Below are 26224 nucleotides of genomic sequence, written 5' to 3'. Positions count from 1 at the left end.
CAAGGATTTGCCATGCTGGAGATCGTAGTTGCGGCAATCATGACGACCTTGATTGCCGTCTGGGCCGGCAATACGCTAGTCAATAAAATCAATGATGCCCAGGCGCAGGCTAGCGCGGTCTGGATGATGTCGGTTAAAAAATCGGTGCATGGCTACATTCAACGCTACGCGGATTCGTTGATCCAGGCCGACCACGCTGGAGCGCTCAATGGCCAGGGATATGCCGACTGGGCGGCCCCATTGCTAAGCGAGCTCAAGGCGGACGGCTTGTTGACGTCTGGCTTTCCCGAAACCGTCGCGGTGACGGGAAGCGCAGCGGTTCGATTGATGCGGCACGGCGCTTGTCCCGGTCTTTCGTGCCGCCTCGAGGCCATCGTGTACAGCACCTCGCCGTTTCAAGTATCCGCGAACAAGCAGGTGGATGAGCAAATGGTCGCGCAGTGGCTGATGGCTGCACAAGGATGGGGCGGGTCAGTTTCTGCGTCCCAGCCTCATCTGTTTCGTGGAGCGGCGTTCGAAATGCCGAATCCGGTCGGGCCCGGCATGGCCTCGCCGCCCGGCACCGTGGCGCTGGCCATTACCGCCGAGCAACTGGATCACTTGGACTTCCTGCGTGTACGCGATTCCCGCGACCCGCAATTTCGCGGTACGGCCACCATCGAAGGCAATGTCAATGCACTGAGCGATCTTCATGTGGCGCAGTATATGCATCTGGGCGCGGAGGAAGAGTTGAACAGCCCTTGCACAGACAACACAGCCATAACGCGTGAAATCAACGGCGGCTTGCTGGTCTGTCGGGAAAACGTGTGGCGCTCGTCCAGCCGCACAGGAGGCGGTGGCTATTCGGAAAACCTGCTGTATGGTTGCCTGACACGCGCCGGAGGCTCGACCGCCAACCCCGTCACGGGCATATGTGCCTGTCCCTTAGGGTCAAGTCCTGTGCTGATCTCCGATAGCGGACCGCAGGCGTTTCCCGAGGGGCGCACCCTGGGTTACCTGTGTGTCGATTAAGCATGGCATCCGTTATTAGTGAGGAATGCTCCAGTTCGTGATGGTGGCGCGTTCCGCGTTTGTCATTCCGGTCAAATTACCCAGCGGCATATAGTTGCTTGCTACGGTTTCCTTGATCTTGGCGCCATGCAGGGCGATCTGGTCCGTCGTCTCAAGCACCACGCCCAACGGAGCGGACACGAATCCGGGCTGTGTGGGTTTTGCCGCATGGCACTGCACGCATCGGGCTTCGATGATGGCTTGCACCTGTTGCATTCCGGCGGTACCGGACGGCGATGCTAGCGACGCGGTGGGCGCCATCGTTCGGGCCGGTGCGCCCAGCCACGCAATGACCAGCAACAGCGCAACGCCCACGGCGGGATAAGCGAGCTGGTTCTTTCCAAGGTGACGCAGAACGAAATACTGACGTATCGCGGCACCTGCGAAAATGAATAGACTGAGAATTATCCAGGCATGGGGACTGGTAAAAGTAAAAGAATAGTGATTGCTGAGCATCAGGAATACGACGGGCAGCGTGAAGTAGGTATTGTGCACGGACCGCTGCTTGCCGCGCATGCCGTCCAGCGGGTCGGGTGGGACGTTGGCTTTCAATGCCGCGACCATGCGCCGCTGCCCCGGGATAATCCAGAAAAGCACATTGGCCGACATGCAGGTTGCCATGACGGCGCCCGTCAACAGGAAGGCGGCGCGTCCCTGGAACATCTGGACGCTCAGGTAAGCGACGAATACCATCATGACGCCTACCGCCGCGCTTAACAGGCCGTCGCGCTCCATGGTGGGGCTTATACGCCGGCATAGCTGGTCGTAAATCACCCAGCCTGCCAGAAGGAAAATCACCGCGGCCGCGGCAGCCTGCCAGGGCTCAAGCGCCGCCGCCCAGGCCCACGGGCTGGAGGGATTCGTCAAGTAAACGTCCGGCTTCCTGAGATACAGGATGGCGAACAGGGCAAAACCGGACAGCCACGTGGAATACGCTTTCCAATAGGACCAGTGCAGATCGTCGGGCAGCTCGGCAGGATTGGTCAGGTACTTTTGATTGTGATAGAAACCGCCGCCGTGCACGGCCCACATTTCGCCGAATACGCCTCGCTGTTTTGCGGCCGAACGCTGGGGCGGCCTGAGGCTGTTATCGAGCATGACGAAGTAGATGGACTCGCCGATCCATGCGATTGCGGCAATGACATGCAGCCATCTAAGAAGCAGGTTGCCGAATTCCAGCAGATAGGCGTGCATGGGAGCTTCCGTGTTAACTGCCCCGGTACGTGGACCAAGCCCAGGGCGTGACGACCAACGGGACATGGTAGTTCTCGTCAGGCTTGGCGACGCCGAACCGGATAGCCACTTTGTCGACGAAGCGCGGTTGTGGAACATCGATGCCCATGCCGGCAAAATAGTCGCCGGCATGAAAGACCAGTTCGTAGACGCCAACCTGAAGAGCACCGTCCTGCAGCAACGGTTCGTCGCAGCGGCCATCGCCATTGGTGAAAAGTTGCTTGAGTAGTTTGCGGCGGTCGCCTTGCACCGAAAAAAAACTTATTTGGACGTTCTGCGCAGGCAGGCCGTGCAGGGTGTCCAGGACGTGCGTGGTAAGTTTGCCCATCGGCGTGTCTCCGTTATTGCGGCAGCTGCGCATCAACTATGTGTTGACGATTCTCTGGGCCGCCTCAATAATTGTCAAGGTCAACAGGAAAAAATGATATCCGATGTTTATACGTTCGAATGGCCGGAGCGCTCATGGATGCTGACTACCCCCGCAATATGGTCGGCTACGGCCGCCATCCACCGCAGGCCAACTGGCCCGGACAGGCGCGCATCGCTGTCCAGTTCGTACTGAATTACGAGGAGGGCGGCGAAAACAATGTCTTGCACGGTGATGCCGGATCCGAGCAGTTCCTGTCCGAGATCATTGGCGCCGCCAGCTATCCCGGGCGCCATCTTTCCATGGAATCCATTTATGAATACGGCTCTCGTGCGGGTGTATGGCGCATCCTGCGCGAATTCGAGCGTCGCGGCCTGTCATTGACGGTTTTTGCCGTCGGCATGGCACTCGAACGCAATCCTGAAGTGGCCCAGGCGTTCGTTGAACTGGGGCATGAAATTGCGTGCCACGGATATCGCTGGATACATTATCAATCCCTGCCCGAAGCGCTGGAACGGGAGCATTGCCGGCGATGCGTCGAGGTGGTGTCGCGCCTGACAGGCAGGCATCCGGAAGGGTGGTACACCGGGCGCGACAGCCCCAACACCCGGCGCATCATTGTTGACGAGGGTGGCTTTCTTTATGATTCCGATTATTACGGCGACGACCTGCCTTTCTGGATGCCGGTGCGGCGTAGCGACGGCCAGGTCGTGCAGCAACTGGTCGTTCCCTATACGCTGGATACCAACGACATGAGGTTCGCCACGACGCAGGGCTTTAATACGGGCGAGCAGTTCTTTACTTACCTTAAAGACTCTTTCGATGTCTTGTATGCGGAAGGCGCCACGACGCCCAAAATGCTGTCAGTGGGTCTGCACTGCCGGCTTGTCGGGCGGCCGGGACGGTTCGCAGCCCTGCAGCGCTTCCTGGATTATGTACAGAGCCATGATCAGGTGTGGATTCCAACCCGCGCTGAAATCGCGCGTCACTGGAAAGCTATGCATCCTTACATCGCAAAACCGGAATGCGCATGAGTGCCCCGCTTATTCTCGCCAATTTGAATAGCCTGCCGGCGGACGACTTCGTGTCTCTATTGGCCGGCATCTTCGAGCATTCGCCATGGGTCGCGCAAGCCGCAGCCGGCCAGCGGCCTTTTGAAGACGTCGATGCCTTGCATGCGGCCATGGTGTCCGCCGTCGAGGCGGCCGATTTCCAGGTGAAGCTTGCCCTTATACAGGCCCATCCGGATCTGGCCGGGAACGCCGCGGTGCGTGGCGCGCTGACTGATGAATCGGCACGTGAGCAGGCCGGCGCCGGGCTTGATCAATGTTCCCCCACAGAGTTTGCATCACTGGCTCGCTTGAATGAGGCCTACAAGCATAAATTCGGCTTTCCTTTCATCCTCGCGGTGCGCGGCCATGATCGGGCCGACGTCATTCGTCAGCTTGAACGGCGCTTGGCGCTGGAGCCTTGCCGGGAATTCGACGAAAGCCTGAAGCAAATCTACAGGATCGCAAGATTCCGGCTCGATGACATCGTGAAAGCGGGTTGAATAGGTACAAGACCCGATTGCGATGGCAGTCCATTAAGTCGAACGTATGGTATTCAAGGATCTTGTACGGGCAATCGATATGGGTAAACGCGACACCCTGCGGTTTTATCTGAACGGGCATCTACACCAGGTAAGTCCGGCATCGGTTACCCAGACCGTGCTCGAATACCTGCGCGAGCATTTAAGGCTTACCGGTACCAAGGAAGGCTGCGCGGAAGGCGATTGCGGCGCCTGCACGGTCACCGAAGCCAGTCTTGCCGGCAACGGTCAAGTGGCGTACAGCGCCGTCAATGCCTGCATACGTTTTTTGCCTACCCTGGATGGCAAGGCCATCTGGACCGTCGAGGCGCTTTCAGGCGCGAACGGCCTGTTGCACCCGGTGCAGCAGGCCATGATCGATCACCACGGCTCGCAATGTGGGTTCTGCACTCCCGGCTTTGTCATGTCCATGTACACCATGTACCAGAAAGGCCTGCGGGCGCCCACGCGCGAGCAGGTCCTGGAGCATTTGTCCGGAAATCTGTGCCGGTGCACGGGATACCGGCCCATCATCGACGCGGCACAGAATATGGGAAGCTATCCCATCGCAGGTGCTGACCACGACCTGGTGCGACGCCAGCTTGAGACCCTGTCGGCGCAATGCCGCGACACACTCGAACTGGAAACGCCGGGGCAACACTATATTGCCCCTACCACGACCTTTGAGCTCGCGGGCTTGCTGCAAGACAATCCCCACGCGATCCTGCTCGCAGGCGGCACTGACGCGGGGCTTTGGGTCACCAAGCAATTGAAGAAGCTCGATAGCATCATATATCTGGGCAATGTCGCCGAACTCACGCATATCCAGCGGGTGGCAGGCCAATTGAAAATCGGAGCCGCAGTCCTGCTGAACGATGGCTACGAAGCCATCGCGGCCGAGTATCCCGAGGCCACTGAACTGTGGAAGCGATTTGCCTCCATGCCTATCCGCAATGCGGGTACGCTGGTCGGCAATGTAGCTAACGGTTCGCCTATCGGAGACTCCGCACCCTTCCTGATCGCGATCGGTGCGCACGTGGTGTTGCGCAAGGGCGGCCATAGTCGTATCCTGGCTCTTGAAGACCTGTATCTGGACTACCGCAAGCAAGACAGGGCACCGGGCGAATTCATCGAAGCCTTGCTGGTGCCTTTGCGTATTCCGGGCATGCAGGTTGCGACCTATAAATTGTCCAAGCGTTTCGATCAAGATATTTCCGCTGTATGCAGCGCCTATGCGCTCAAGCTCGAAAACGGAAAGGTAGCATCGCTTCGTATTGCCCATGGTGGCATGGCTGCCACCGCCCGGCGGGCGCTGCATACCGAGCAAGCACTCCTGGGGCGGCATTGGCAAGAGGCGCCCGTAAGGCTGGGCATGGTGGCGATGCCGCAGGATTACCAGCCCATGACCGATATGCGGGCAAGCAGTGCCTATCGCTTGAAAGCGGCACAAAACCTGCTGTACAGGTTCTATCTTGAAAGCACGGGTGGGGTTCGAACACGCGTTTAAGGAGTCCGCCATGCATGACCGTTCTCATCAAACCGTGGGCCGCTCCATTGCACACGAAAGCGCGCCGCTGCACGTAAGTGGGACCGCACTCTACACTGACGATATTCCCGAGACACACGGTACGCTGCATGCCGCATTCGGATTATCCGAAAGGGCGCATGCACGCATTTCCCTCATGAATCTGGACGCCGTGCGCAAGGCGCCAGGCGTGGTCGCCGTCATTACGCTGGCCGATGTTCCCGGTCAAAAATACCTGGGTCCGTTCCTGAACGACGAGCCTGTCTTTGCCGACGGCGTTACCGAATATCTGGGGCAGCCTTTGTTTGCCGTGGCCGCCATCTCGAGAGATCTGGCGCGCCGTGCCGTAAAGCTCGCCAGCGTCGACTACGACGACCTTGACCGTACTCTTACGGTGCAAGAAGCCGCGGCCCGCGAACACTACGTCCTGCCACCAGTGCGCATTCGGCGCGGCGACATTCATGCCGTCCTGGCACAGGCCCCGCAACGCCATCAGGGAGAGGTCCGTTGCGGCGGCCAGGAACAGTTTTATCTGGAAGGCCAGATCGCGTACGCGGTGCCGGGCGAGAACCACGAGATGCATGTGCATTGCTCGACCCAGCACCCTTCCGAAATGCAGTTCATGGTGGCGCACGTATTGCAGCAGCCCGCGCATACGGTCAACGTCGAATGTCGCCGGATGGGCGGCGGGTTTGGCGGCAAGGAGAGCCAGTCATGGCCTTGTGCCACCGTGGCGGCGCTGCTTGCCAGGCGCACCGGCAAGCCGGTCAAGCTGCGCCTCGATCGCGATGACGATTTCCTCATGACCGGCAAGCGACACGACTTTCGCAGCCTATACGACGTTGCCTATACCGACGATGGGCAGATTTTGGGCATTGTGTTCGAGCACCAATTGCGCTGCGGATATTCCGCCGACCTTTCAGGGCCTGTGGCGGATCGCCAGATCTTCCACACCGATAATACCTATTATCTGGATACCTTCGATATCCTTTCGCTGAGGCTGAAGACCAACACGCAGTCCAATACCGCATTTCGCGGCTTTGGCGGCCCGCAGGGCATCCTGGCAATCGAATACGTCATTGACGACATTGCAATACGCTTGGGGAAAGATCCCCTGGACGTGCGAAAGCTCAACTTCTACGGTCGTGCCGAGCGCAATGTGACGCCTTATGCCATGACGGTTGAAGACAACGTCATTCATGAGCTTGTTGATCAGCTGGAGGCTTCGTCCGATTATCGGTTGCGGCGTGCGGGCATCGAGCAGTTCAACCGGGGCAGCCGGATCGTCAAGAAGGGACTGGCTCTTGTGCCGGTGAAGTTCGGTATCTCGTTTACCGCCACGCACCTGAACCAGGCGGGCGCGTTGCTGCATATCTATACCGACGGTTCAGTGCTGATCAATCATGGCGGCACGGAGATGGGGCAGGGCTTGAACACCAAGGTTGCGCAAGTGGTGGCCGAGGAACTGGGGCTCGACATTGCACGCGTGCGCGTATCGGCCGCCGACACCTCCAAGGTGTCGAACACGTCTGCCACCGCGGCCTCGTCGGGCACGGATTTGAATGGCAAGGCCGCCCAGGATGCAGCGCAAAAGGTCAAGAACGCTCTGGTTGCTTATGCTGCCGACCACTACGGCGTCGCGCCATCTGAGGTCAATTTTCGATCAGACCGTGTGTTTTGCGGTGACAAGGCTATGCTGGACTTTGCCGAGTTCGTGCAACAGGCCTATAACGCGCGTGTGCCGTTGTGGTCATCCGGTTTCTACCGAACTCCCAAGATCCATTACGATTTCAAGACGCTTACGGGAAGGCCTTTTTATTACTTCGTCTATTGCGCCGCGTGTTCCGAAGTGATGATCGACACCCTGACAGGGGAAAGCCGCCTGCTGCGCGCCGATATCCTGTATGACGCTGGCCGATCGCTGAATCCGGCTGTTGACCGCGGCCAGATAGAAGGCGGTTTTATACAAGGAGCAGGTTGGCTGACCACCGAAGAACTTTGGTGGGACGATGCCGGAAGACTGATGACACACGCCCCATCCACCTACAAGATTCCGTCGATCTCCGACTGTCCGCCCATACTGAACGTCCAGTTCTTCGATAATGGCAACGCCGAAGACAACCTCCATCGCTCCAAGGCGGTGGGCGAGCCACCGTTGCCCGCGGCTATTTCGGTGTTGCTGGCGATACGCGATGCCATACGCGCCACGGCTGGCCCCGGCGTGATCCCCACCCTGAACGCGCCCGCGACCCCGGAACGTATTCTCGAAGCACTTGCGTCGGTTTCCGGTTCTTCCGCAGCGGATGCGCGGTCGGCGGAGGAGTCCGCCACGCAGGCGGGCGCGTCCGTGCATGAAACCGGCGAAGTCGTTGCGGGTCCCGTGTCTTCGTATGAGTAAACGGGACCATGTTTTGCCGGAACAGGCAGCTCCGACGGCAACCGGGTGGTTGGCCGAGCTGCTGCAAGGGCTGGTCCGCAAGGAACCGCAGGTCCTGATCACGGTATTGCGTGCCCAGGGTTCCACGCCTCGCAATCCAGGGGCGCGCATGTGGGTGCACCCCGGCGGCATCGCCGACACCATAGGCGGCGGTCACCTGGAGTGGAAGGCTATTGCGCATGCGAAGGAAATGTTGAAAAACGGCAAACGCAGCAGGGAAGTGCTGCGCTTTCCGCTTGGGCCATCATTGGGTCAATGCTGTGGCGGTGTGGTCTGGCTGGGCTTCGAGTGCCTGACGCATGACGACGTCGCGTGGTGCCGGACTTTGCTGGCGGGCCTGGAAGGCGGACATGGCGTTCGGCGATCGCTATCCATGGCAGGCGATAGCGCGCCTCATCTCGATCTCCTGTCCCACGGCGCCGACATGACAGGCGACTGGAATCCAGGCAGCGGCCAGTGGGCCGATATCTGGACCGTTCCGTCACTGGATGTGGTGGTTTGCGGTGCCGGCCATGTCGGCCTGGCTATCGTCCGGTTGCTGGGAGATCTGCCGGTACGGGTCGTCTGGCTGGACCCTCGGCCCGACTGCTGGCCTGCAGACGTGCCCGCCAATGTGCGCGTCCTGCAGGGTGATGCCGATGACGTCCGCGATATGCCCGATGGCGCATGCTGGCTGGTGCTTACCCATAGCCATGCGCTGGACCTGCAGATAATTGAAGCAGTTTTACAACATCGGTCTTTTCGGTTTTTGGGATTGATCGGGTCCCGCAGCAAAAGGGCGCGCTTCGAATCACGACTGTGCCGGCGCTTTCCCGAAGCGCTGGTCCAGCGCATCCAGTGTCCGATCGGCCTCGCCGACACGTCCAGCAAACTTCCGGCGGCGATTGCCGTGTCAACGGTTGCGCAATTGCTCGCCTTCATTCCGGCTTAGCGCTTTTGGCGAAACAGCCCCTATAATCAAGGGTTATTTATTAATTAGTGTTTTTCTGCAATGAAAACCTCCGAAATACGCCAGAAGTTCCTGTCTTTCTTCGAGTCGAAGGGACACCAGGTGGTGCCGTCGTCGTCGCTGGTACCGGGCAATGACCCGACTTTATTGTTCACCAATGCGGGCATGGTGCAATTCAAGGACGTATTCACCGGGAAAGACACGCGCCCCTATAGCCGGGCCACGTCTTCGCAGCGCTGCGTGCGTGCGGGCGGCAAGCACAACGACCTGGAAAACGTCGGTTATACGGCCAGGCATCACACCTTCTTCGAGATGCTGGGCAACTTCAGCTTCGGCGACTACTTCAAGCGCGAAGCGATCCAGCATGCATGGGAATTGCTCACTTCCGTTTACAAGCTGCCTGCCGAAAAGCTATGGGTTACGGTCTATCACGAAGACGACGAGGCTTACGATATCTGGGCAAAGGAAATTGGTGTTCCGACCGAGCGCATCATTCGCATCGGCGACAACAAGGGCGCCCGCTATGCGTCGGACAACTTCTGGCAGATGGCCGACACCGGCCCTTGTGGCCCTTGCTCCGAAATTTTCTATGATCATGGCCCCGAAATTTGGGGCGGGCCACCGGGGTCGCCCGAGGAAGACGGCGACCGCTACATCGAAATCTGGAACCTCGTGTTCATGCAGTTCGAGCGCGATGCCGCGGGCAATATGCCGAAATTGCCCAAGCCCTGTGTCGACACAGGCATGGGTCTCGAGCGCATTGCGGCCGTGTTGCAGCATGTGCATTCGAATTACGAGATCGACCTGTTCCAGTCCCTCATCAAGGCGGCGGCCCGCGAGACAGGGGCAAGCGACCTCAACAACAATTCGCTCAAAGTCATTGCCGACCACATTCGTGCCTGCAGTTTCCTGATCGTCGACGGCGTGATCCCCAGCAACGAAGGCCGCGGCTACGTCCTGCGCCGTATCGTGCGCCGCGCCTTGCGTCATGGTCACAAGCTGGGTCAGTCCGGCACGTTCTTCTACCGCATGGTGGGCGACCTGGTCGCCGAAATGGGCGCTGCGTATCCCGAACTCGCGGCCCAGCAATCACGTGTCGAGCAAGTGATCAAGCAAGAAGAAGAGCGGTTCAGCGAAACGCTGGAAAACGGCATGAAGATTCTTGATGCCGCGCTGGCGAACATTGCCGAAAATGGCATGCTCGATGGCCAGACGCTGTTCACGCTCTACGATACCTACGGCTTCCCGGTAGACCTGACCGCCGATATCTGCCGCGAACGAAACGTCAATGTCGACCACGAAGGTTTCGAGCTCGCCATGAATCGCCAGCGCACACAGGCGCGGGCGGCGGGCAAGTTCAAGGCGGTCGAAGGACTGTCTTATAGCGGGGCTGAAACCCGTTTCGAAGGATACGAAAACCTGGCCAGCCAGGGCAAGGTCACCGCGCTGTACGTCGACGGTACCTCGGTCGATTCCCTGGCAGCCGGCCAGGACGCCATTGTGGTGCTTGACGCCACGCCGTTCTACGCGGAATCCGGCGGCCAGGCGGGCGATGCGGGGCTGCTGCTGGGCAACGGCTCGCGATTCGAGGTCGCCGACACTCAAAAAATTCAGAATGGCGTCTTCGGCCATCACGGACACTTACTCGAAGGGTCGCTTGCTTTGGGCGATACTGTCGATGCGCAAGTCGATACGCTGCGGCGGGCACGCACGGTGCGCAACCATTCGGCCACGCATTTGATGCACAAGGCTTTGCGGCAGGTACTGGGCGCACACGTCCAACAACGCGGCTCGCTGGTCGACGCCGACAAGACGCGGTTCGATTTTGCGCACGACGCGCCGCTGACACCCGCTCAAATCGTTGAAGTCGAGCAACTGGTCAATGCAGAGGTTCTCGAGAACCACGCCACCAACGCACAGTTGCTGCCCTATGACGAGGCGGTGCAGGGCGGGGCCATGGCGCTGTTCGGTGAAAAATACGGCGATGTCGTCCGTGTTCTGGATATCGGATCCTCGCGCGAGCTGTGCGGGGGAACCCACGTCACCCGTACCGGTGATATCGGCCTGTTCAAGATAGTGTCCGAGGGCGGTGTCGCCGCCGGCGTGCGCCGTGTGGAAGCCATCACCGGCGACAATGCGGTCAAGTGGGTGCAGCAGGTCAACGATACCTTGTTGCGCTCAGCCGGTCTGCTGAAGACCCAGCCTGCCGAGCTCGTGGACCGCATCACTCTTTTGCAGGGCCAGGTCAAGGGTCTCGAACGGGATCTCGACCAGCTGCGCAGCAAGCAGGCCTCCGCCGCCGGTAACGATCTCGCCAACCAGGCGGTCGATCTCAACGGTGAATCAAAGCTATTGGTGGCCGGCCTATCGGGCGTTGAAGCCAAAGCGCTGCGCGGCATGGTCGATCAGCTTAAAGACCGCCTGAAGTCGGCGGTGGTGCTGCTGGCCACCGTGGCCGACGGCAAGATCAGCCTTGTCGCCGGTGTTACGGCCGATCTTACCGGCAAGGTCAAGGCCGGCGACCTCGTCGGCCTCGTGGCGGCGCAGGTGGGGGGCAAGGGCGGCGGACGTCCTGACATGGCCATGGGCGGAGGCACCGATGTCGCCGCGCTCAATGATGCCATCGCCGGTGCCGATGCATGGGTGCGCGAACGCCTGGGACTGGTTTAAGGCAATGAGCGATACCTTTGGCGGGCTGGATGCCGATCTGGAAGTGGATGCCTCGGGCTTGAAATGCCCGCTGCCTATCCTGCGCGCCAAGAAAGCATTGGCTCAATTGCAAAGCGGGCAATTGCTCAAGGTGATAACCACCGATACGCATGCCGTGCGAGACTTTCAGGCCTTTGCCAAGCAAACCGGCAATGCGCTTGAGGGCCAGTTCGAGACTGAAGCGTCGGCCGTCCACTTCTTGCGGCGGCGCTAAATAGTTGTTCTTCCTGTCGTTTTTTAGTTGTCTCATGCGTCTCTATGCTAATTGGGTTTGCGGAAGCGGCCCGAAAAGTGCTAGAATCTTTTGTTTTTCACAGTATATTTTTAAGGATTACCAATGGTTGTGATTCGTCTAGCCCGTGGCGGCTCGAAGAAGCGTCCGTTTTACAACGTTGTAGCAGCCGACTCGCGTAATCGTCGCGATGGCCGCTTCATTGAGCGTGTGGGCTTCTACAACCCTGTAGCCAACGAAGGCCAGGAAAACCTGCGTCTTGCCCTGGATCGCGTTCAGTACTGGACCGACAACGGCGCACAATTGTCGCCTGCAGTGGCACGTCTGGTTAAAGATTTCTCGGCCAAAGCTGCTGCCTGATAGCAGTGCTTCGCAGCATTCATAGTGGCCAAGGCTGATTCCACGCACGTCAGAGCTCCTGCGGATCTGGTAGAGCTCGGCCGTGTTGTATCGGCCTACGGAGTGCGGGGCTGGGTCAAGATCCAGCCGCATTCCGCGAATGCTCAGGTTTTGCTTGCGGCAAAAACCTGGTGGTTGAAAGCGCCCGTTCCGGTTGGAAGCACGGGCGCTTTGCCGTGTGCCTTTGCCGCGGACGTCATTGCGTGTCGCCCTCAAGGGGCTACGGTCGTCGCTGAACTAAGCATCGTCGCCGACCGGGATCAAGCCGAAGCCATGAAAGGGCATACGGTATGGGCGCCCCGCAGCGATTTCCCGTCTGCTGACGACGACGAATACTACTGGGTCGACCTGATCGGCTGCCAGTTGTTCGGAGAACTCGATGGCCAGCCGGCGCTTATCGGCAAGGTCATCGATGTCGTGGACAACGGTGCCCATGCGCTTTTGCGTGTGGCCCGCGCTACGCTGGATGCCAATGGCGAGCTGGTGCTGATGGAAAACGAAAAAGGCCGTGCCATTGAGGTACTGGTGCCTTTTGTCAGTGCCCATGTCCACACGGTAGATATCGCGAACAAACGACTCGATAGCAATTGGCCGGTCGAGTTCTGACCGGTTTTCTGCGGTAAGGTTTGCGTTACAGCAGAAAGGCGGGCGCTATGCGATTTGACGTTGTTTCTCTTTTTCCCGATATGTTCTCGGTGGTGCGCGATCTCGGCGTGACCGGGCGTGCCCACAAGCAAAGCCTATGGTCGCTGGCACTATGGAATCCGCGCGATTTCACCCATGATATCCACCGCACGGTCGACGATCGGCCTTATGGCGGTGGTCCCGGCATGGTCATGATGGCCGAGCCGCTGGAGCAGGCCGTCGCTGCCGCCCGGGAAAGCCGGGCAAGCCGCGAGGCGGGCACTGGCGTTTCGTCGCCAGACGACAGTCCGGTCATTCTCATGAGTCCCACGGGCAGGCGTTTTGATCAGGCCATGGCCCAGGACCTGGCCAGTGGCCCCGGCGCCATCCTGATTTGCGGGCGCTACGAAGGCATAGACCAGCGTTTCATCAATCGCAATGTCACCCACGAAGTTTCCATGGGTGATTTTGTGCTGTCCGGAGGTGAAATTGCAGCGCTGGCCATTATTGACAGTGCGGTCCGCCTGCTTCCGGGGGCACTGAACGACGCGCATTCTGCGCTTCAGGACTCCTTCAACACCGCATTGACCGGTCTGCTGGACAGCCCGCATTACACCAGGCCCGAGGTTTACCGGGACGAATCGGTGCCTGCCGAGTTGTTATCCGGGCACCATGCGAATATTGCCGTGTGGCGCCGTCAGCAGTCGCTGACCATTACCGCCGCGCGGCGCCCGGACTTGATAGCCGCCGCCCGCGAGGCGGGGCTGCTGTCCAGGGCCGACGAGAAGTTTCTTCAGAGCTTGGCCAGCTGATCCTGCACCTTCTGCAGAGTCTCACCGAACTGGGCGACACGCAGCTTTTCCTGCTCGACCACAGCCGCGGGAGCGCGCTCCACGAAACTGGCGTTGGACAGCTTGCCGTTGGCCTTGGTGATCTCATTCTGAAGGCGGTCGATCTCTTTGCCTAGTCGCAGTCGTTCTGCGTCGACATCGATTTCAACATGCAGCATCAACTGCGTCGTGCCCACCACCTGGACCGGTGCGCCCACATCAGGCAGTTGATCGACGATTTCCACCGTTTCCAGTTTGGCCAGCGCGGCCAGATAGGGGCTGTTGGCCTGGAGAACGTCGCGGTCGCCCTGGGCGACCAGCGGAACGCGTAATGCCGGGGACAGGTTCATCTCGCCGCGCAAGGCGCGAACTGCCTCGACCTGGGCTTTGAGCACCGCTACCTGTGCCTCGGCTTGATCGTCGAGCAAAGTGTTATTGGCACGCGGATAGGGTTGTACGCACACACTGGCGTCGTCATCGGGAGCGCGCTTGCCGGCGACCACGGCTACTTTCTGCCAGAGCTCTTCCGTGATGTACGGAATAATGGGATGTGCCAGCCGTAATACGGTTTCCAATACCCGGATGAGCGTACGGCGGGTGCCCAGTTGCTGCTCCGGAGTACCGTGCTGGATCTGGACTTTGGCCAGTTCGACATACCAGTCGCAATACTCATCCCAGACGAAGTGGTAGAGGGCATTGGCAATATTGTCGAATCGGTAATCCGTGAAACCGCGTTCAATTTCCGTTTCCAGCCGCTGCAACTGGCTGATTATCCAGCGATCCGCAAACGAGAGCTCGCCGGGCGGCTGTGTGCCGCCAGGTTGAGCGCCCAGGTTGTGGCCTTCGGTGTTCATCAACACAAAGCGCGTGGCATTCCAGAGCTTGTTGCAGAAATTGCGATAGCCCTCGCAGCGCTTCAGGTCGAAATTGATGTTGCGCCCCAGCGTGGCATAGGCCGCCATGGTGAAGCGCAGGGCGTCGGTGCCGTAGGCGGGGAAGCCGTTGGGGTAGTCCTTGGCAGTCTTCTTCCTGATGCTGGCAGCCTGCTTGGGATTCATCAGTCCGGTGCTGCGCTTTTCGAGCAGGGCGTCCAGCCCGATACCGTCGATAAGGTCGACCGGATCAATCGTATTGCCTTTGGACTTGCTCATTTTCTTGCCTTCCATGTCGCACACGAGGCCGTGCACGTAAACGGTCTGGAAGGGGACTTTGCCCGTCATGTGCATGCTCATCATCACCATGCGGGCAACCCAGAAGAAGATGATGTCGAAGCCGGTTACCAGGACGCTCGAGGGCAGGTAACGTGCAAGGTCGGGCGTTTGTTCGGGCCAACCGAGATCGGTAAAGGGCACCAGTGCGGAAGAGAACCAGGTGTCGAGCACGTCGGCATCGCGCGTGAGGGGGCCGCTGACGCCTGCTGCGTCTGCTTTCTGGCGCGCCTCAGCTTCGTTGCGGGCGACAAAAATCTGGCCGTCTTCGGCATACCATGCTGGAATCTGGTGGCCCCACCACAGCTGGCGCGATATGCACCAGTCTTGTATTTTTTCCAGCCACTGGTTGTAAGTCGTGGTCCAGTTCTCCGGGTAGAACTGGATGCGGCCGTCCGCAACCACTTCCAGCGCTACATCGGTAATGCTTTTTCCCGGATTCAAGGTGTCGGCCGGTGCCGGTTTGCTCATGGCGACGAACCACTGGTCGGTCAGCATGGGTTCGATGACGGTATTGGTGCGATCGCCGCGCGGCACCATCAGCTTGTGCGGCCTTACCTGCTGCAGCAGATCTTGGTCCTTGAGGTCCTGGACGATCATCTTGCGCGCGTCGAAACGGTCCATGCCCTGGTAGGCGGCCGGGGCGGTGTCCGCTACTTTCGCGTCCAGCGTAAGCACGCTGATCATGTCCAGCCCGTGGCGCTGGCCGACGGCGTAGTCATTGAAATCGTGTGCGGGCGTGACTTTCACCACGCCGGTGCCGAACTCGCGATCGACATAGTCGTCGGCGATGACAGGTATTTGGCGACCGACTAGCGGCAGCGTGACCATTGCGCCGATAAGGTGGGCGTAGCGCTCGTCTTCGGGATGCACCATGAGCGCGACGTCGCCCAGCATGGTTTCAGGCCGCGTGGTGGCCACGACCAGGTGTTCAATATCGCCAACCGGCGTTGTCAGCGGGTAGCGGATTTCCCACATGAAGCCGTCTTCTTCCACGCTGACGACTTCAAGATCGGACACTGCGGTGCCCAGTACCGGGTCCCAGTTGACCAGTCGCTTGCCGCGATAGATCAGGCCTTGCTCATGCAAGCGCACAAAGGTTTCGACCACCCCTCGAGACAGGTTGTCGTCCATGGTGAAGTATTCGCGCTTCCAGTCGCAGGAGGAACCCAGGCGCCGGAACTGCTCGGTAATGGCATTGCCCGACTTCTGTTTCCATTCCCATACTTTATCCACGAACGCCTCGCGGCCCAGGTCGTGCCGCGAAATATTCTGGGCATCAAGCTGGCGCTCGACGACGATCTGGGTAGCGATACCCGCATGGTCGGTTCCGGGAATGAATACCGTGTCGTCGCCCCGCATGCGGTGATAGCGGACCAGCCCGTCCATGATCGTCTGGTTGAAAGCGTGGCCCATGTGCAGCGTGCCCGTCACATTGGGAGGGGGAAACTGAACCACGAAGGGCTGGCTGCCATGCTGACCGGAAGGCTCCACATGCTGGCCTCCGCTGAAGTAGCCCCGACGTTCCCATTCTGCGTACCAGCGCGTTTCTAGTTCTTGCGGTTCGAAGCTTTTGGAGAGTTGGGCGGGGTCGGTCGGTGCGAGTTCGTTGGTCATGGTGTAAAAAGTAATTGCAGACAGCCGCAGAGCGGCGAAAGTCTGACTATATATGAAACCGGAAAGCTGTGTGGGCCGAGGCCCGGGCACGTGTGCGGCGGCAAAGCCGGATGTTGGAGTGGCCGCCAGGTAGCGCTATTTTATGATATGGCGCCTGTGATTAGGCATGTTAAAATGCCCGGTTAACAAAAACTTTGTCAAAGTTATTGTTTTTATTAAGAAAACCGTTATGCAACCCGGATTTTCGTTGTCTTTCCACCGTGCCACGCCCATTTGCAAGGCGTCGCGGGTAACGGCAGCGTAAGAATCCCCATTTATTCTTTGGATTTTATATGGCTATTGAACGCACCCTTTCCATTATCAAGCCTGATGCAGTTGCCAAGAACGTCATTGGTCAAATCGTGGCCCGCTTCGAACAGGCCAACCTGAAAGTTATTGCAGCCCGTCTGCAGCAACTGTCGCGTGAAGATGCAGAACGCTTTTATGCCGTACACAAAGAGCGTCCGTTCTACAAAGACTTGGTCGATTTCATGGTGTCGGGCCCCGTATTCGTACAGGTATTGGAAGGCGAAAACGCCATTCAAAAGAACCGCGACCTGATGGGCGCGACCGATCCTAAAAAGGCCGACGCCGGCACAATCCGCGCCGATTTCGCCGACAGCATCGACGCCAATGCCGTTCACGGTTCCGACGCCGCTGAAACCGCCGCCAACGAAATCGCTTTCTTCTTTGCAGAAAGCACCGTCCACAGCCGTTAATCCACCAGGATTGCACCTTTATTCACTGCGCCACGTTTATGTCATCTACTGAACCCATCAATCTTCTGGGCCTCGATACCGCGGCCCTGACCGACCTGGTCGGCCGGTGGGGCGGAAAGCCGTTTCGAGCCAAGCAGTTGCAACGCTGGGTACATCAGCGCGGCGTGGATTCTTTCGACGACATGACGGACCTGGCGCGTGAATTTCGCCAGCAGCTCACAGAGCATTGTTCGATTCATGCGCCAGACGTATCAACCGAACACCGCTCTGCCGATGGCACCCGCAAGTGGCTTTTCGACGTCGGCAAGAACAATGCCATCGAGACGGTCTTCATTCCTGAAGACGATCGCGGCACCCTGTGCATATCGAGCCAGGCGGGCTGCACCGTCGCATGCCCATTCTGTTCAACCGGCTATCAAGGCTTCAATCGCAACCTGACCACGGCCGAGATCATCGGCCAACTCTGGTATGCAAAACGCGCCGTGCAAGCCGACCTGTCCAACGCTCGCGTAGGCGAACAGGCTGCGGTTGCGCCCGAGCCGGCCCGCGTGATCAGCAACGTGGTCATGATGGGAATGGGCGAGCCCTTGCTCAACTACGATCAGGTGCTGGGCGCCTTGCGGCTCATGATCGACGACAACGCCTATGGACTATCCCGCCGCCGCGTCACGGTGTCGACTTCCGGAGTGGTGCCGATGATGGACAGGCTGGGCCGCGACTGCCCGGTTGCCTTGGCGGTATCGCTGCATGCGCCCAACGATGCATTGCGCGACAAGCTTGTACCCCTTAACCGCAAGCATCCCCTAGCCGAACTTTTGGCGGCGTGCAATCGCTACCTGGAACACGCGCCGCGTGACTTCATCACTTTCGAATACATCATGCTGGACGGCGTCAACGACACCGACCAGCATGCGCGGGAACTGATCGAGATTGCAAAGCAGGTGCGTTGCAAATTCAATTTGATACCCTTTAATCCATTTCCGCAGTCCGGGCTCAAGCGCTCGCCCACAGCGCGCATACGCTTGTTTGCCCAGCGCCTGATGGACGCGGGCCTGGTCACCACCGTGCGCAAGACGCGCGGCGACGATATCGCCGCAGCCTGTGGGCAACTTGCAGGCGACGTCAAAGACCGCACGCGCATCAACGAGCGCTTGCCCGACCGGGCAGTCATTGCCATCAAACAGGAGCGTGGATGAATCAACCATTGCTGAAAGAAGCCCGGCTCGAAGTCGTGGCCCCTCCCGTACCTACGGGAATAGGACCCACGCTGCGCAGTCTGCGTGAAGCCCGTGGCTTATCGCCTGGTGAAGTCTCGGCCAGGCTCAAGTTCACCAACCGTCAACTCGATGCGCTGGAAACCGAGCAATGGGACCGCCTTCCTAGTGGCGTTTCACTACGAGGCTTCGTCAAGAATTACGCACGCTACCTCGAGGCCGATGTCGAGGCATTGCTGACGATGCTCGACAATCAGGTCGGTGCAACCGCAGCCAAAACCGTTCCCGTGTCCCATGCCGGTTCGCTTGGGCCCGCCGACTTGCCCATACATGGCGAGCCCGTGCACAGGCCCTGGGGCTGGCTCCTTATTATCCTGGTCCTGCTGTTTGTCGCCGGTTTCTACGCGATCGAGCGCGGCTGGATTCCAGATTCCTGGCTCATATTCGACTGGCTTAAATCCCTGAAAAAATGAACGATCTTCCAGGCAGCACTTCCGGCATCCCTTCTTCACCTGTCGGCGCCTCGCCACGACGGCCCACGCGGGCAGCCGTGGTGGGCTGGGGCGGCAAATCAGTGCGGATCGGAGGCGGGGCGCCCGTTGTGGTGCAGTCCATGACCAATACCGATACCACCGATGCCGTTGCGACCGCCATCCAGGTCAAGGAATTGGCCATGGCGGGGTCCGAACTGGTCCGCATTACCGTGAACACGCCGGAAGCGGCGCGCGAGGTGGCCGCGATCCGGGAACAGCTCGATCGCATGAACATCTCGGTTCCATTGGTGGGCGATTTCCACTACAACGGCCATAAGCTGCTGACCCAATTTCCGGAATGCGCGCAGGCCTTGTCGAAATACCGCATCAACCCCGGCAATATGGGAGGCGGAAAGAAGCGCGATGACAATTTCGCCCAGATGATAGAAATTGCCTGCCGCTACGATAAGCCGGTGCGCATAGGCGTCAATTGGGGCAGCCTTGACCACGAGCTCCTTGCCCGCATGATGGATGAAAACAGTGCACATCCCCAACCCAGGGATGCGCAGGCGGTAATGCGCGATGCGCTGGTGGTGTCGGCGATCACCAATGCCCAGCGCGCCGAGGAACTCGGCCTGAACCCGAATGCCATCGTACTTTCGTGCAAGGTCAGCCATGTGCAAGACCTGATCACCGTATACCGCGACCTATCAGAGCGCTGCGACTATCCGCTGCACCTGGGATTGACCGAAGCCGGCATGGGCAGCAAAGGCATCGTGGCTTCTACGGCGGCATTGTCGGTGCTGCTGCAGCAGGGCATAGGCGATACGATACGTATCTCGCTTACACCGGAACCGGGCGGCGACCGGCGTCGCGAAGTCGTCGTCGCGCAGGAAATCCTGCAAACGATGGGTTTGCGTGCCTTTACGCCCATGGTGGTAGCATGCCCGGGTTGTGGGCGCACCAGCAGCACGGTGTTTCAGGAGCTCGCCGACAGCATACAGACCTATTTGCGTGAACAGATGCCGGTCTGGAAGAGCCGCTATCCCGGCGTCGAGACCATGAACGTGGCCGTCATGGGTTGCGTCGTGAACGGCCCTGGTGAAAGCCGCCATGCCGATATCGGCATCAGCTTGCCGGGCACAGGCGAGATCCCGTCTGCGCCGGTCTTCGTGGATGGTCAGCGCACAGTAACGTTAAAGGGTGATGGTATCGCCCAGGAATTTCAATCCATTGTCGAGCAGTACGTCGAACGTCGATATGGCGCCGGCCACCCGAACAACTACAAGGGGCGGGTCTGACCCGCGGAAAACAAGAACTCTATGACGCAGTCGTTTCAAAAGGTCCGTGCCCTGACCGGCATGAAAGATGTATTGCCCGATACCAGCGCCCAGTGGGAAGCGCTGGAAGCAACGGTTCGCGAGTGGCTGTCCGGTTATGGCTACCGCAACATGCGCACCCCAGTGCTGGAACATACCCGGCTGTTCACGCGGGGCATCGGCGAGGTCACCGACATCGTCGAGAAGGAAATGTATACGTTCACCGACGCCCTTAACGACGAGCAGCTGACCATGCGGCCCGAGTTCACCGCCGGTATGGTGCGCGCTGCCATCGAGCACAATATTCTGTATGACCGGCCCCAACGCGTATACGCCATGGGTCCGGTGTTCCGTCACGAAAAGCCGCAGCGCGGGCGCTATCGGCAGTTCCATCAGGTTGACGTCGAGGCCCTGGGGTTTGCCGGACCTGATGTCGATGCCGAACTTATCGTGATGTTGTCGCGCTTGTGGAAAACACTGGGCTTGACCGATATCAGGCTCGAGCTGAACTCATTGGGGCAAGCTGACGAGCGTGCCGCGCACCGCGACGCCCTGATCGGCTATCTGGAACAGCATAAAGACGTGCTCGATGCTGAAGCGCAACGGCGCATGTACACCAATCCCTTGCGCGTGCTCGACACCAAGAATCCCGCGATGCAGGAAATGGCGAACAATGCCCCCCGGTTGTTCGATTTCCTGGGTGATGAGTCACTGCGTCATTTCGAGGGCGTCTGCGAACGATTGCGCGATGCGGGCATCGATTACACACTGAACACGCGCCTGGTACGCGGACTCGACTATTACAATCTGACGGTTTTCGAGTGGGTCACCGACAGGCTCGGCGCCCAGGGTACGGTATGCGGCGGCGGCCGCTACGATGGATTGATCTCGCTATTGGGCGGCAAGGCGGCGCCCGCCGTCGGGTTTGCCATCGGCGTCGAGCGTTTGCTTGATCTTTGCGCACAGTCCGGCGAGCCAGATCCCTTACCCGAGTGCCAGGTCTATATGATTCACCAAAGCCCCGACGCCCAGCGCCTTGCCGCTCAATTGGCCGAGCCCTTGCGCGATGCGGGCTTGCGCGTCATCGTCCATGCGGGACCTGCAGGCTTCAAGGCGCAATTCAAGCGGGCCGATGCCAGTGGTGCCACGGTTGCGGTTATTCTGGGTGCCGATGAGCTCGCTACGAAAACAGCAAGTGTCAAATGGCTGCGGGTAAAAGAAGATGGACAGGAACAGCCGCAGCAAGAGATGATCGCGCTCGATCGCCTCGTTACAGAATTGAAATTAAAGGTCTAAGGCATGGCATACGATTTAGAAGAGCAGGAAAAGCTTGATGCATTGCGCGCATGGTGGGAACGCTACGGTACGGTATGCGCCATTATCGTCTTTGTGATCGTCGCGGGTATTGCGGGATGGCGCGGATGGCAGTGGTACGACGGTCATAAGGCGGGACAGGCCATGGGCTATTTCGAAGCCCTCGAGAACGCAGCGGCGCAAGAGGGCGATGACGCGGCTGCACGAATCAAGGCCGCCAGCACCACCTTGCGCAGCGATTTTTCCGGATCGGGTTATACAACGCGTGGCGTGCTGGTGGCGGCACAGGCGTTACAGGAACGTAACGACCTCGACGGCGCCCGTGAACAACTCGAATGGCTCATCAAGAACAGCACGGATATCGCGCTGGTCTCACTGGCGCGCCTGAGGCTGGCTGGTGTCCTCCTGGATCAGAAACAGTACGAGCCGGCCCTGGCCCAGCTTACCGGTGCGCCTGCCGCGTTTGAAGGCTTATACGCCGATCGTCGCGGCGATATCCTTTTGGCTCAAGGCAAGCAGGTCGAAGCGAAATCGGCTTGGGAGAACGCACTGAAAGAGCTTGGATCCGATCCCGTAGCGCAGATCGTGCGATTGAAAATTGATGCATTAGGTGGAGTCTGACCCATGTCTTTTTCCCTTACTCGCCGTGCCTTGCGTAACACTGTGCTGGCGTTCAGCCTTACGGCGCTCGCAGGTTGCTCGCTGTTCTCGAACCGTAATGCACGGTATGACCCCTCTCCCCTGACCGAATACACGGCCGGCGTGTCCGCCAATATAGCGTGGTCGGTCTCTATCGGCAGCGATGGCGGATACGGTTTTGCGCCTGTCATGGTCGGTGACTCGGTCTATGCGGCGACGCCCGACGGGTCCGTCAGCAAAGTCGATATCGCATCCGGCCGTATCCAGTGGCGCGGCGATGCGCAGCGTGAGCTCACAGCCGGTGTCGGTTCAGACGGACAAGTCACGGCCGTTGCCGCCGGTGATGGAACCGTGGTGGCCTTTGACGATACGGGCGCCGAGAAGTGGCGAACGAAAGCGTCCAGCGCGGTCAATATCCCTCCGGCAGTCGGTGCAGGCGTCGTGGTCGTTCGCAGCAGCGACTATCGTATTCAGGCATTCGACGCCGCGACGGGCGAGTTGCGCTGGAATATTCAACGTCCCGGACCGGCTCTGGCGCTGAAGACCAACATGCAGATGATCATTGTTGACGGTCTTCTGATATCCGGCATGCCCAACGGCAGGCTGATGGCAATCAACGCCGCCAACGGCGCTGTGCAATGGGAAGGCACCATTTCGGTTTCGCAGGGTGCAACCGATCTCGAACGAATCAGCGATGTGGTGGGCAGTCCCCAGATTCAAGGCCCGCTACTTTGTGGCGTCAGCTATCAGGGCAAGATGGTCTGCTTCGATGTGTCCCAGGGCGGCCGTCCGGTGTGGGAACAAAACTTCTCCAGCAATACCGGCATGGCTACCGATGCGCAGCAGGCTTATGCCGCCAATCAACGCAGTGTCGTGCATGCATTTTCGCTGGCTGATGGCCGGGAAGTCTGGAAGCAGGACGCACTGAGCAATCGTCGTCTTTCCGCACCGGCTGTTGTTCCGCAGGCGGTGGCATTTGGCGACCTTGAAGGTTATGTCCATTTTCTATCGCGTACCGACGGAACATTGCTGGGTCGGGTGCAAGTCGGTGGCGACGCCATTACGTCGCCATTGCTGGCCACCAATCGTGGTGTGCTGGTGCAAACAGGTAATGGCAATTTGGTTTTGGTTGGTGTCAATTGAATAGTATTAAGTTTAAACCGGTGGTAGCCCTGGTGGGCCGCGCCAACGTGGGCAAGTCCACGTTGTTCAACCGGATCACCCGCTCCCGCGCGGCTCTGGTCGCCGACTTCGCGGGACTGACCCGCGATCGCCATTATGGCGAGGGGCGTGTGGGCGAGCATCCTTTCATCGCGGTGGATACGGGCGGATTCGAGCCCGTTGCCAAAGACGGCATCCTGCTTGAAATGGCGCGCCAGACCCAGCAGGCAATCGCCGAATCCGACGTCGTCATATTCCTGGTCGACGCGCGGGCGGGCATAAATGCCCACGATCACGAAATTGCGCGGTTGTTGCGTAAAACCGGGCAACGCGTGTTCCTGGCGGTCAACAAGGCCGAGGGCATGCGCTATGGATCCGCTGCATCGGAATTCCACGAACTAGGCCTGGGCGAACCACATCCAATTTCCGCCTCGCACGGCGACGGGGTGGTCGATCTTATCGAACTTGCCTTGTCGTTTCTCGACAAGGAACCAACCGGCGAACCCGATGCACCGGTATTCGACCTGGACGAGGCCAATGCGGCCTTCGACGATGATGGCGATATCGTTCTTGACGCCGAAGAGGCCGACGAAGCCGGCCAAGACAGCGAGGCACCGGTCAACCATCGCATCAAGCTTGCCATTGTCGGACGCCCCAACGTAGGGAAGTCCACGCTCATCAATACCTTGCTGGGCGAGGAACGCGTCATTGCCTTCGATATGCCGGGTACGACGCGCGATGCCATTGAAATCGAATTTGAACGCGGCGGGGTCGCCTATACACTTATCGACACGGCGGGTTTGCGTCGTCGTGGAAAGGTATTCGAAGCGGTAGAAAAGTTTTCCGTGATCAAGACCTTGCAGGCCATCGAGGCGTGCAACGTGGTGTTGCTCATGCTCGACGCGCAAACCGAGATCTCGGACCAGGACGCCCATATTGCAGGCTTTGTGCTTGAGACGGGCAGAGCGCTTGTCGTGGGCATCAATAAATGGGATGGGCTGGATGCCCATCAGCGCGAAACCATCTTGCGTGAATTCGAGCGCAAGCTGCGTTTCCTGTCTTTCGCCAAGATGCACACCATGTCCGCCCTTAATGGCGCGGGCGTCAATGCGCTGATCAAATCGGTGAATTCGGCCCATGCCGCGGCGTTTGCAAAGCTGTCCACGCCCAAGCTCACCCGTATTCTGCAGGCCGCGGTTGAACAGCAGCCGCCGCCGCGCAAAGGGATCTTCAGGCCCAAGATGCGCTATGCGCACCAGGGCGGTCAGAACCCACCGCTTATCGTCATACATGGCAATGCGTTGGATAACATCTCCGAATCGTATCGGCGTTATCTGGAAACCCGCTTCCGCACCACATTCAAGCTCGAAGGCACGCCTTTGCGCATTGAATTCAAGTCATCGCACAACCCGTACGCAAAGGGGGACTCGTGAGTCGTTTCTGGAGTGACCACGTCGTAGATCTGTCGCCTTACACCCCCGGCGAGCAGCCTAAAGTCGACAATCTGCTGAAGCTGAATACCAACGAGCATCCGTTCGGCCCTTCGCCGCGCGTGCTGACCGCCATCAAGGATGCCGCCGACGACAGCCTGCGGCTGTATCCGGACAATGATTCCACGGCGTTGCGCCAGGCGGTGGCGACGCTGCATGGTGTGCAGGCCGGGCAGGTCTTTCCGGGCAATGGGTCGGACGAGGTGCTGGCGCATATTTTCAACGGCTTGTTTCGCCATGGCGACCGGCCCTTGCTCATGCCGGACGTTACCTACAGCTTTTATCGCACGTATTGCAAGCTCTACGGCATCGCGTGCCGAACCATCCCGCTCGCCGACGATTTCTCCATCCGCGTGTCCGACTATGTCGGTGCACATCCGGTCAGGCCGGCGGGCATCATCTTTTCCAATCCGAATGCGCCTACCGGTATCGCGCTGACTCTTGCCGATATCCGGGCCATTGCCGGCGCCAATCCGGATGTTCCGGTGGTGGTGGATGAAGCCTACGTGGATTTCGGGGCAAGCTCGGCAATAGCATTGCTGTCGGAATGCCCGAATATTGTCGTGGTGCATACGCTTTCGAAATCCCGCTCATTGGCGGGACTGCGGGTGGGGTACGCCGTCGCCTCAAAGGAAATTGTCGACGGTCTCGTACGTATTAAAGACAGCTTCAACTCTTATCCCTTGGACAAGTTGGCGCAGGTCGGAGCGGTTGCCGCATTGCAAGATAGTGCTTATTTTGACGAAACCCGAAATGCTGTCATAAAGGTTCGGGAAAACCTGTCGAAACAATTGAAAACGCTTGGATTCGAAGTTTTACCTTCGCTGGCAAACTTTGTTTTTGCGCGCCATCCGGAACACGACGGAGCCGCGCTAAGCCGCGCTCTGCGGGCCGAAGGCATTCTTGTGCGGCATTTCGGCATCGCACGGATTGATCAGTTTTTACGCATTACGGTAGGAACTCAGGCGGACTGCGACCGTCTATGTAATACCTTGTCCGAAATAATTCTGAAAACCCATTAGAATTAGGTCGAACTGGCGGAATTTGGCCGTTTTGGGCTGCGTATTCAGGGAAAACCCTGTACAGTAGAGCCCTTCACCAAAATT

At 59.1% G+C, this 26224-nt stretch carries 23 protein-coding genes; 20 read left to right on the top strand and 3 right to left on the bottom strand.

What is annotated here, in order from left to right; all coding sequences use genetic code 11:
- Nucleotides 1-12: 12 nt before the first annotated feature.
- Complete coding sequence (locus CR159_RS14190) at nt 13-1011, top strand: hypothetical protein (RefSeq protein WP_102074619.1); 999 nt, start codon at nt 13-15, stop codon at nt 1009-1011.
- Between the two features lie 15 nt (nt 1012-1026).
- On the opposite strand, the gene CR159_RS14185 is transcribed toward CR159_RS14190, so the two are convergent.
- Entirely contained in the window at nt 1027-2244 is a 1218-nt protein-coding gene (locus CR159_RS14185) for a urate hydroxylase PuuD (protein WP_102074618.1), read from the bottom strand.
- A gap of 13 nt (nt 2245-2257) precedes the next feature.
- Nucleotides 2258-2611: a hydroxyisourate hydrolase gene (gene uraH, locus CR159_RS14180; protein WP_102074617.1), complete on the bottom strand. Its 354-nt coding sequence runs from the start codon at nt 2609-2611 to the stop codon at nt 2258-2260.
- 134 nt (nt 2612-2745) lie between these two features.
- Between uraH and puuE the strand changes: the two genes are divergently transcribed.
- The 10 genes from puuE to trmD all read left to right on the top strand — a co-directional run bounded on the left by puuE (nt 2746) and on the right by trmD (nt 13907).
- Nucleotides 2746-3684: an allantoinase PuuE gene (puuE, locus tag CR159_RS14175; protein WP_102074704.1), complete on the top strand. Its 939-nt coding sequence runs from the start codon at nt 2746-2748 to the stop codon at nt 3682-3684.
- The gene (uraD, locus tag CR159_RS14170; RefSeq protein ID WP_439650541.1) at nt 3675-4202 is read left to right on the top strand and encodes a 2-oxo-4-hydroxy-4-carboxy-5-ureidoimidazoline decarboxylase; all 528 of its coding nucleotides are present in this window, start codon (nt 3675-3677) and stop codon (nt 4200-4202) included. Before puuE ends, uraD begins: the two co-directional genes overlap by 10 nt.
- Nucleotides 4203-4281: 79 nt before the next feature.
- Nucleotides 4282-5727, top strand: a complete 1446-nt coding sequence (gene xdhA, locus CR159_RS14165; RefSeq protein WP_102074703.1) for a xanthine dehydrogenase small subunit — start codon at nt 4282-4284, stop codon at nt 5725-5727.
- Nucleotides 5728-5737: 10 nt separating this feature from the next.
- Entirely contained in the window at nt 5738-8143 is a 2406-nt protein-coding gene (gene xdhB / locus CR159_RS14160) for a xanthine dehydrogenase molybdopterin binding subunit (protein ID WP_102074615.1), read from the top strand.
- Nucleotides 8136-9113, top strand: coding sequence for a xanthine dehydrogenase accessory protein XdhC (gene xdhC / locus CR159_RS14155; protein ID WP_158238548.1), 978 nt, complete (start codon nt 8136-8138; stop codon nt 9111-9113). The genes xdhB and xdhC overlap by 8 nt, the downstream gene beginning before the upstream one ends.
- Before the next feature lie 60 nt (nt 9114-9173).
- Entirely contained in the window at nt 9174-11801 is a 2628-nt protein-coding gene (gene alaS, locus CR159_RS14150) for an alanine--tRNA ligase (protein ID WP_102074613.1), read from the top strand.
- A gap of 4 nt (nt 11802-11805) precedes the next feature.
- Entirely contained in the window at nt 11806-12054 is a 249-nt protein-coding gene (locus tag CR159_RS14145; protein WP_102074612.1) for a sulfurtransferase TusA family protein, read from the top strand.
- Between the two features lie 123 nt (nt 12055-12177).
- Nucleotides 12178-12432, top strand: coding sequence for a 30S ribosomal protein S16 (gene rpsP, locus CR159_RS14140; protein ID WP_102074611.1), 255 nt, complete (start codon nt 12178-12180; stop codon nt 12430-12432).
- Nucleotides 12433-12456: 24 nt separating this feature from the next.
- Nucleotides 12457-13077 (top strand): ribosome maturation factor RimM, encoded by a 621-nt coding sequence (gene rimM, locus CR159_RS14135; RefSeq protein ID WP_102074610.1) that lies wholly within the window; start codon nt 12457-12459, stop codon nt 13075-13077.
- A 47-nt stretch (nt 13078-13124) separates the two neighbouring features.
- On the top strand, nt 13125-13907 hold the full coding sequence (gene trmD / locus CR159_RS14130) for a tRNA (guanosine(37)-N1)-methyltransferase TrmD (RefSeq protein WP_102074609.1): 783 nt from the start codon (nt 13125-13127) through the stop codon (nt 13905-13907).
- Here the strand turns inward: trmD and CR159_RS14125 are convergent.
- The gene (locus CR159_RS14125) at nt 13889-16750 is read right to left on the bottom strand and encodes a valine--tRNA ligase (protein WP_102074608.1); all 2862 of its coding nucleotides are present in this window, start codon (nt 16748-16750) and stop codon (nt 13889-13891) included. The two genes, trmD and CR159_RS14125, sit on opposite strands and share 19 nt — an antisense overlap.
- A 332-nt stretch (nt 16751-17082) precedes the next feature.
- Here CR159_RS14125 and ndk point away from each other — a divergent pair, with 332 nt between their 5' ends.
- The 9 genes from ndk to hisC are packed head-to-tail and all read left to right on the top strand — an operon-like array spanning nt 17083 to nt 26140.
- On the top strand, nt 17083-17508 hold the full coding sequence (gene ndk, locus CR159_RS14120; RefSeq protein WP_102074607.1) for a nucleoside-diphosphate kinase: 426 nt from the start codon (nt 17083-17085) through the stop codon (nt 17506-17508).
- 38 nt (nt 17509-17546) lie between these two features.
- On the top strand, nt 17547-18704 hold the full coding sequence (gene rlmN / locus CR159_RS14115; protein WP_102074606.1) for a dual-specificity RNA methyltransferase RlmN: 1158 nt from the start codon (nt 17547-17549) through the stop codon (nt 18702-18704).
- Nucleotides 18701-19195 (top strand): helix-turn-helix domain-containing protein, encoded by a 495-nt coding sequence (locus CR159_RS14110; protein WP_102074605.1) that lies wholly within the window; start codon nt 18701-18703, stop codon nt 19193-19195. The genes rlmN and CR159_RS14110 overlap by 4 nt, the downstream gene beginning before the upstream one ends.
- On the top strand, nt 19192-20496 hold the full coding sequence (gene ispG, locus CR159_RS14105) for a flavodoxin-dependent (E)-4-hydroxy-3-methylbut-2-enyl-diphosphate synthase (protein ID WP_102074604.1): 1305 nt from the start codon (nt 19192-19194) through the stop codon (nt 20494-20496). Before CR159_RS14110 ends, ispG begins: the two co-directional genes overlap by 4 nt.
- Nucleotides 20497-20517: 21 nt before the next feature.
- Nucleotides 20518-21810: a histidine--tRNA ligase gene (gene hisS / locus CR159_RS14100; RefSeq protein WP_102074603.1), complete on the top strand. Its 1293-nt coding sequence runs from the start codon at nt 20518-20520 to the stop codon at nt 21808-21810.
- Nucleotides 21811-21813: 3 nt separating this feature from the next.
- Nucleotides 21814-22449: a YfgM family protein gene (locus tag CR159_RS14095; protein WP_102074602.1), complete on the top strand. Its 636-nt coding sequence runs from the start codon at nt 21814-21816 to the stop codon at nt 22447-22449.
- Between the two features lie 3 nt (nt 22450-22452).
- The gene (gene bamB / locus CR159_RS14090; RefSeq protein ID WP_102074601.1) at nt 22453-23610 is read left to right on the top strand and encodes an outer membrane protein assembly factor BamB; all 1158 of its coding nucleotides are present in this window, start codon (nt 22453-22455) and stop codon (nt 23608-23610) included.
- 5 nt (nt 23611-23615) lie between these two features.
- Entirely contained in the window at nt 23616-25061 is a 1446-nt protein-coding gene (gene der / locus CR159_RS14085; protein WP_102074702.1) for a ribosome biogenesis GTPase Der, read from the top strand.
- Nucleotides 25058-26140, top strand: a complete 1083-nt coding sequence (hisC, locus tag CR159_RS14080) for a histidinol-phosphate transaminase (protein WP_102074600.1) — start codon at nt 25058-25060, stop codon at nt 26138-26140. The genes der and hisC overlap by 4 nt, the downstream gene beginning before the upstream one ends.
- The last annotated feature ends 84 nt before the right edge of the window (nt 26141-26224 follow it).

The sequence above is a fragment of the Pollutimonas subterranea genome (genome assembly GCF_002849655.1).
Taxonomy (GTDB): Bacteria; Pseudomonadota; Gammaproteobacteria; order Burkholderiales; family Burkholderiaceae_B; genus Pollutimonas; species Pollutimonas subterranea.
The sequence above is the reverse complement of the archived record's forward strand: the minus strand, read 5'-3'. Positions and strand labels throughout refer to the sequence as shown.

Coding starts and splice junctions, on each gene's coding strand:
- puuE (WP_102074704.1), top strand. CDS start 2,746: ATGGATGCTGACTACCCCCGCAATATGGTCGGCTACGGCCGCCATCCA.
- trmD (WP_102074609.1), top strand. CDS start 13,125: ATGCGATTTGACGTTGTTTCTCTTTTTCCCGATATGTTCTCGGTGGTG.
- CR159_RS14095 (WP_102074602.1), top strand. CDS start 21,814: ATGGCATACGATTTAGAAGAGCAGGAAAAGCTTGATGCATTGCGCGCA.
- xdhC (WP_158238548.1), top strand. CDS start 8,136: ATGAGTAAACGGGACCATGTTTTGCCGGAACAGGCAGCTCCGACGGCA.
- CR159_RS14110 (WP_102074605.1), top strand. CDS start 18,701: ATGAATCAACCATTGCTGAAAGAAGCCCGGCTCGAAGTCGTGGCCCCT.
- CR159_RS14125 (WP_102074608.1), bottom strand. CDS start 16,750: ATGACCAACGAACTCGCACCGACCGACCCCGCCCAACTCTCCAAAAGC.
- hisS (WP_102074603.1), top strand. CDS start 20,518: ATGACGCAGTCGTTTCAAAAGGTCCGTGCCCTGACCGGCATGAAAGAT.
- CR159_RS14145 (WP_102074612.1), top strand. CDS start 11,806: ATGAGCGATACCTTTGGCGGGCTGGATGCCGATCTGGAAGTGGATGCC.
- rpsP (WP_102074611.1), top strand. CDS start 12,178: ATGGTTGTGATTCGTCTAGCCCGTGGCGGCTCGAAGAAGCGTCCGTTT.
- bamB (WP_102074601.1), top strand. CDS start 22,453: ATGTCTTTTTCCCTTACTCGCCGTGCCTTGCGTAACACTGTGCTGGCG.
- ndk (WP_102074607.1), top strand. CDS start 17,083: ATGGCTATTGAACGCACCCTTTCCATTATCAAGCCTGATGCAGTTGCC.
- rlmN (WP_102074606.1), top strand. CDS start 17,547: ATGTCATCTACTGAACCCATCAATCTTCTGGGCCTCGATACCGCGGCC.
- alaS (WP_102074613.1), top strand. CDS start 9,174: ATGAAAACCTCCGAAATACGCCAGAAGTTCCTGTCTTTCTTCGAGTCG.
- xdhA (WP_102074703.1), top strand. CDS start 4,282: ATGGGTAAACGCGACACCCTGCGGTTTTATCTGAACGGGCATCTACAC.
- xdhB (WP_102074615.1), top strand. CDS start 5,738: ATGCATGACCGTTCTCATCAAACCGTGGGCCGCTCCATTGCACACGAA.
- ispG (WP_102074604.1), top strand. CDS start 19,192: ATGAACGATCTTCCAGGCAGCACTTCCGGCATCCCTTCTTCACCTGTC.
- CR159_RS14190 (WP_102074619.1), top strand. CDS start 13: ATGCTGGAGATCGTAGTTGCGGCAATCATGACGACCTTGATTGCCGTC.
- uraH (WP_102074617.1), bottom strand. CDS start 2,611: ATGGGCAAACTTACCACGCACGTCCTGGACACCCTGCACGGCCTGCCT.
- CR159_RS14185 (WP_102074618.1), bottom strand. CDS start 2,244: ATGCACGCCTATCTGCTGGAATTCGGCAACCTGCTTCTTAGATGGCTG.
- uraD (WP_439650541.1), top strand. CDS start 3,675: ATGCGCATGAGTGCCCCGCTTATTCTCGCCAATTTGAATAGCCTGCCG.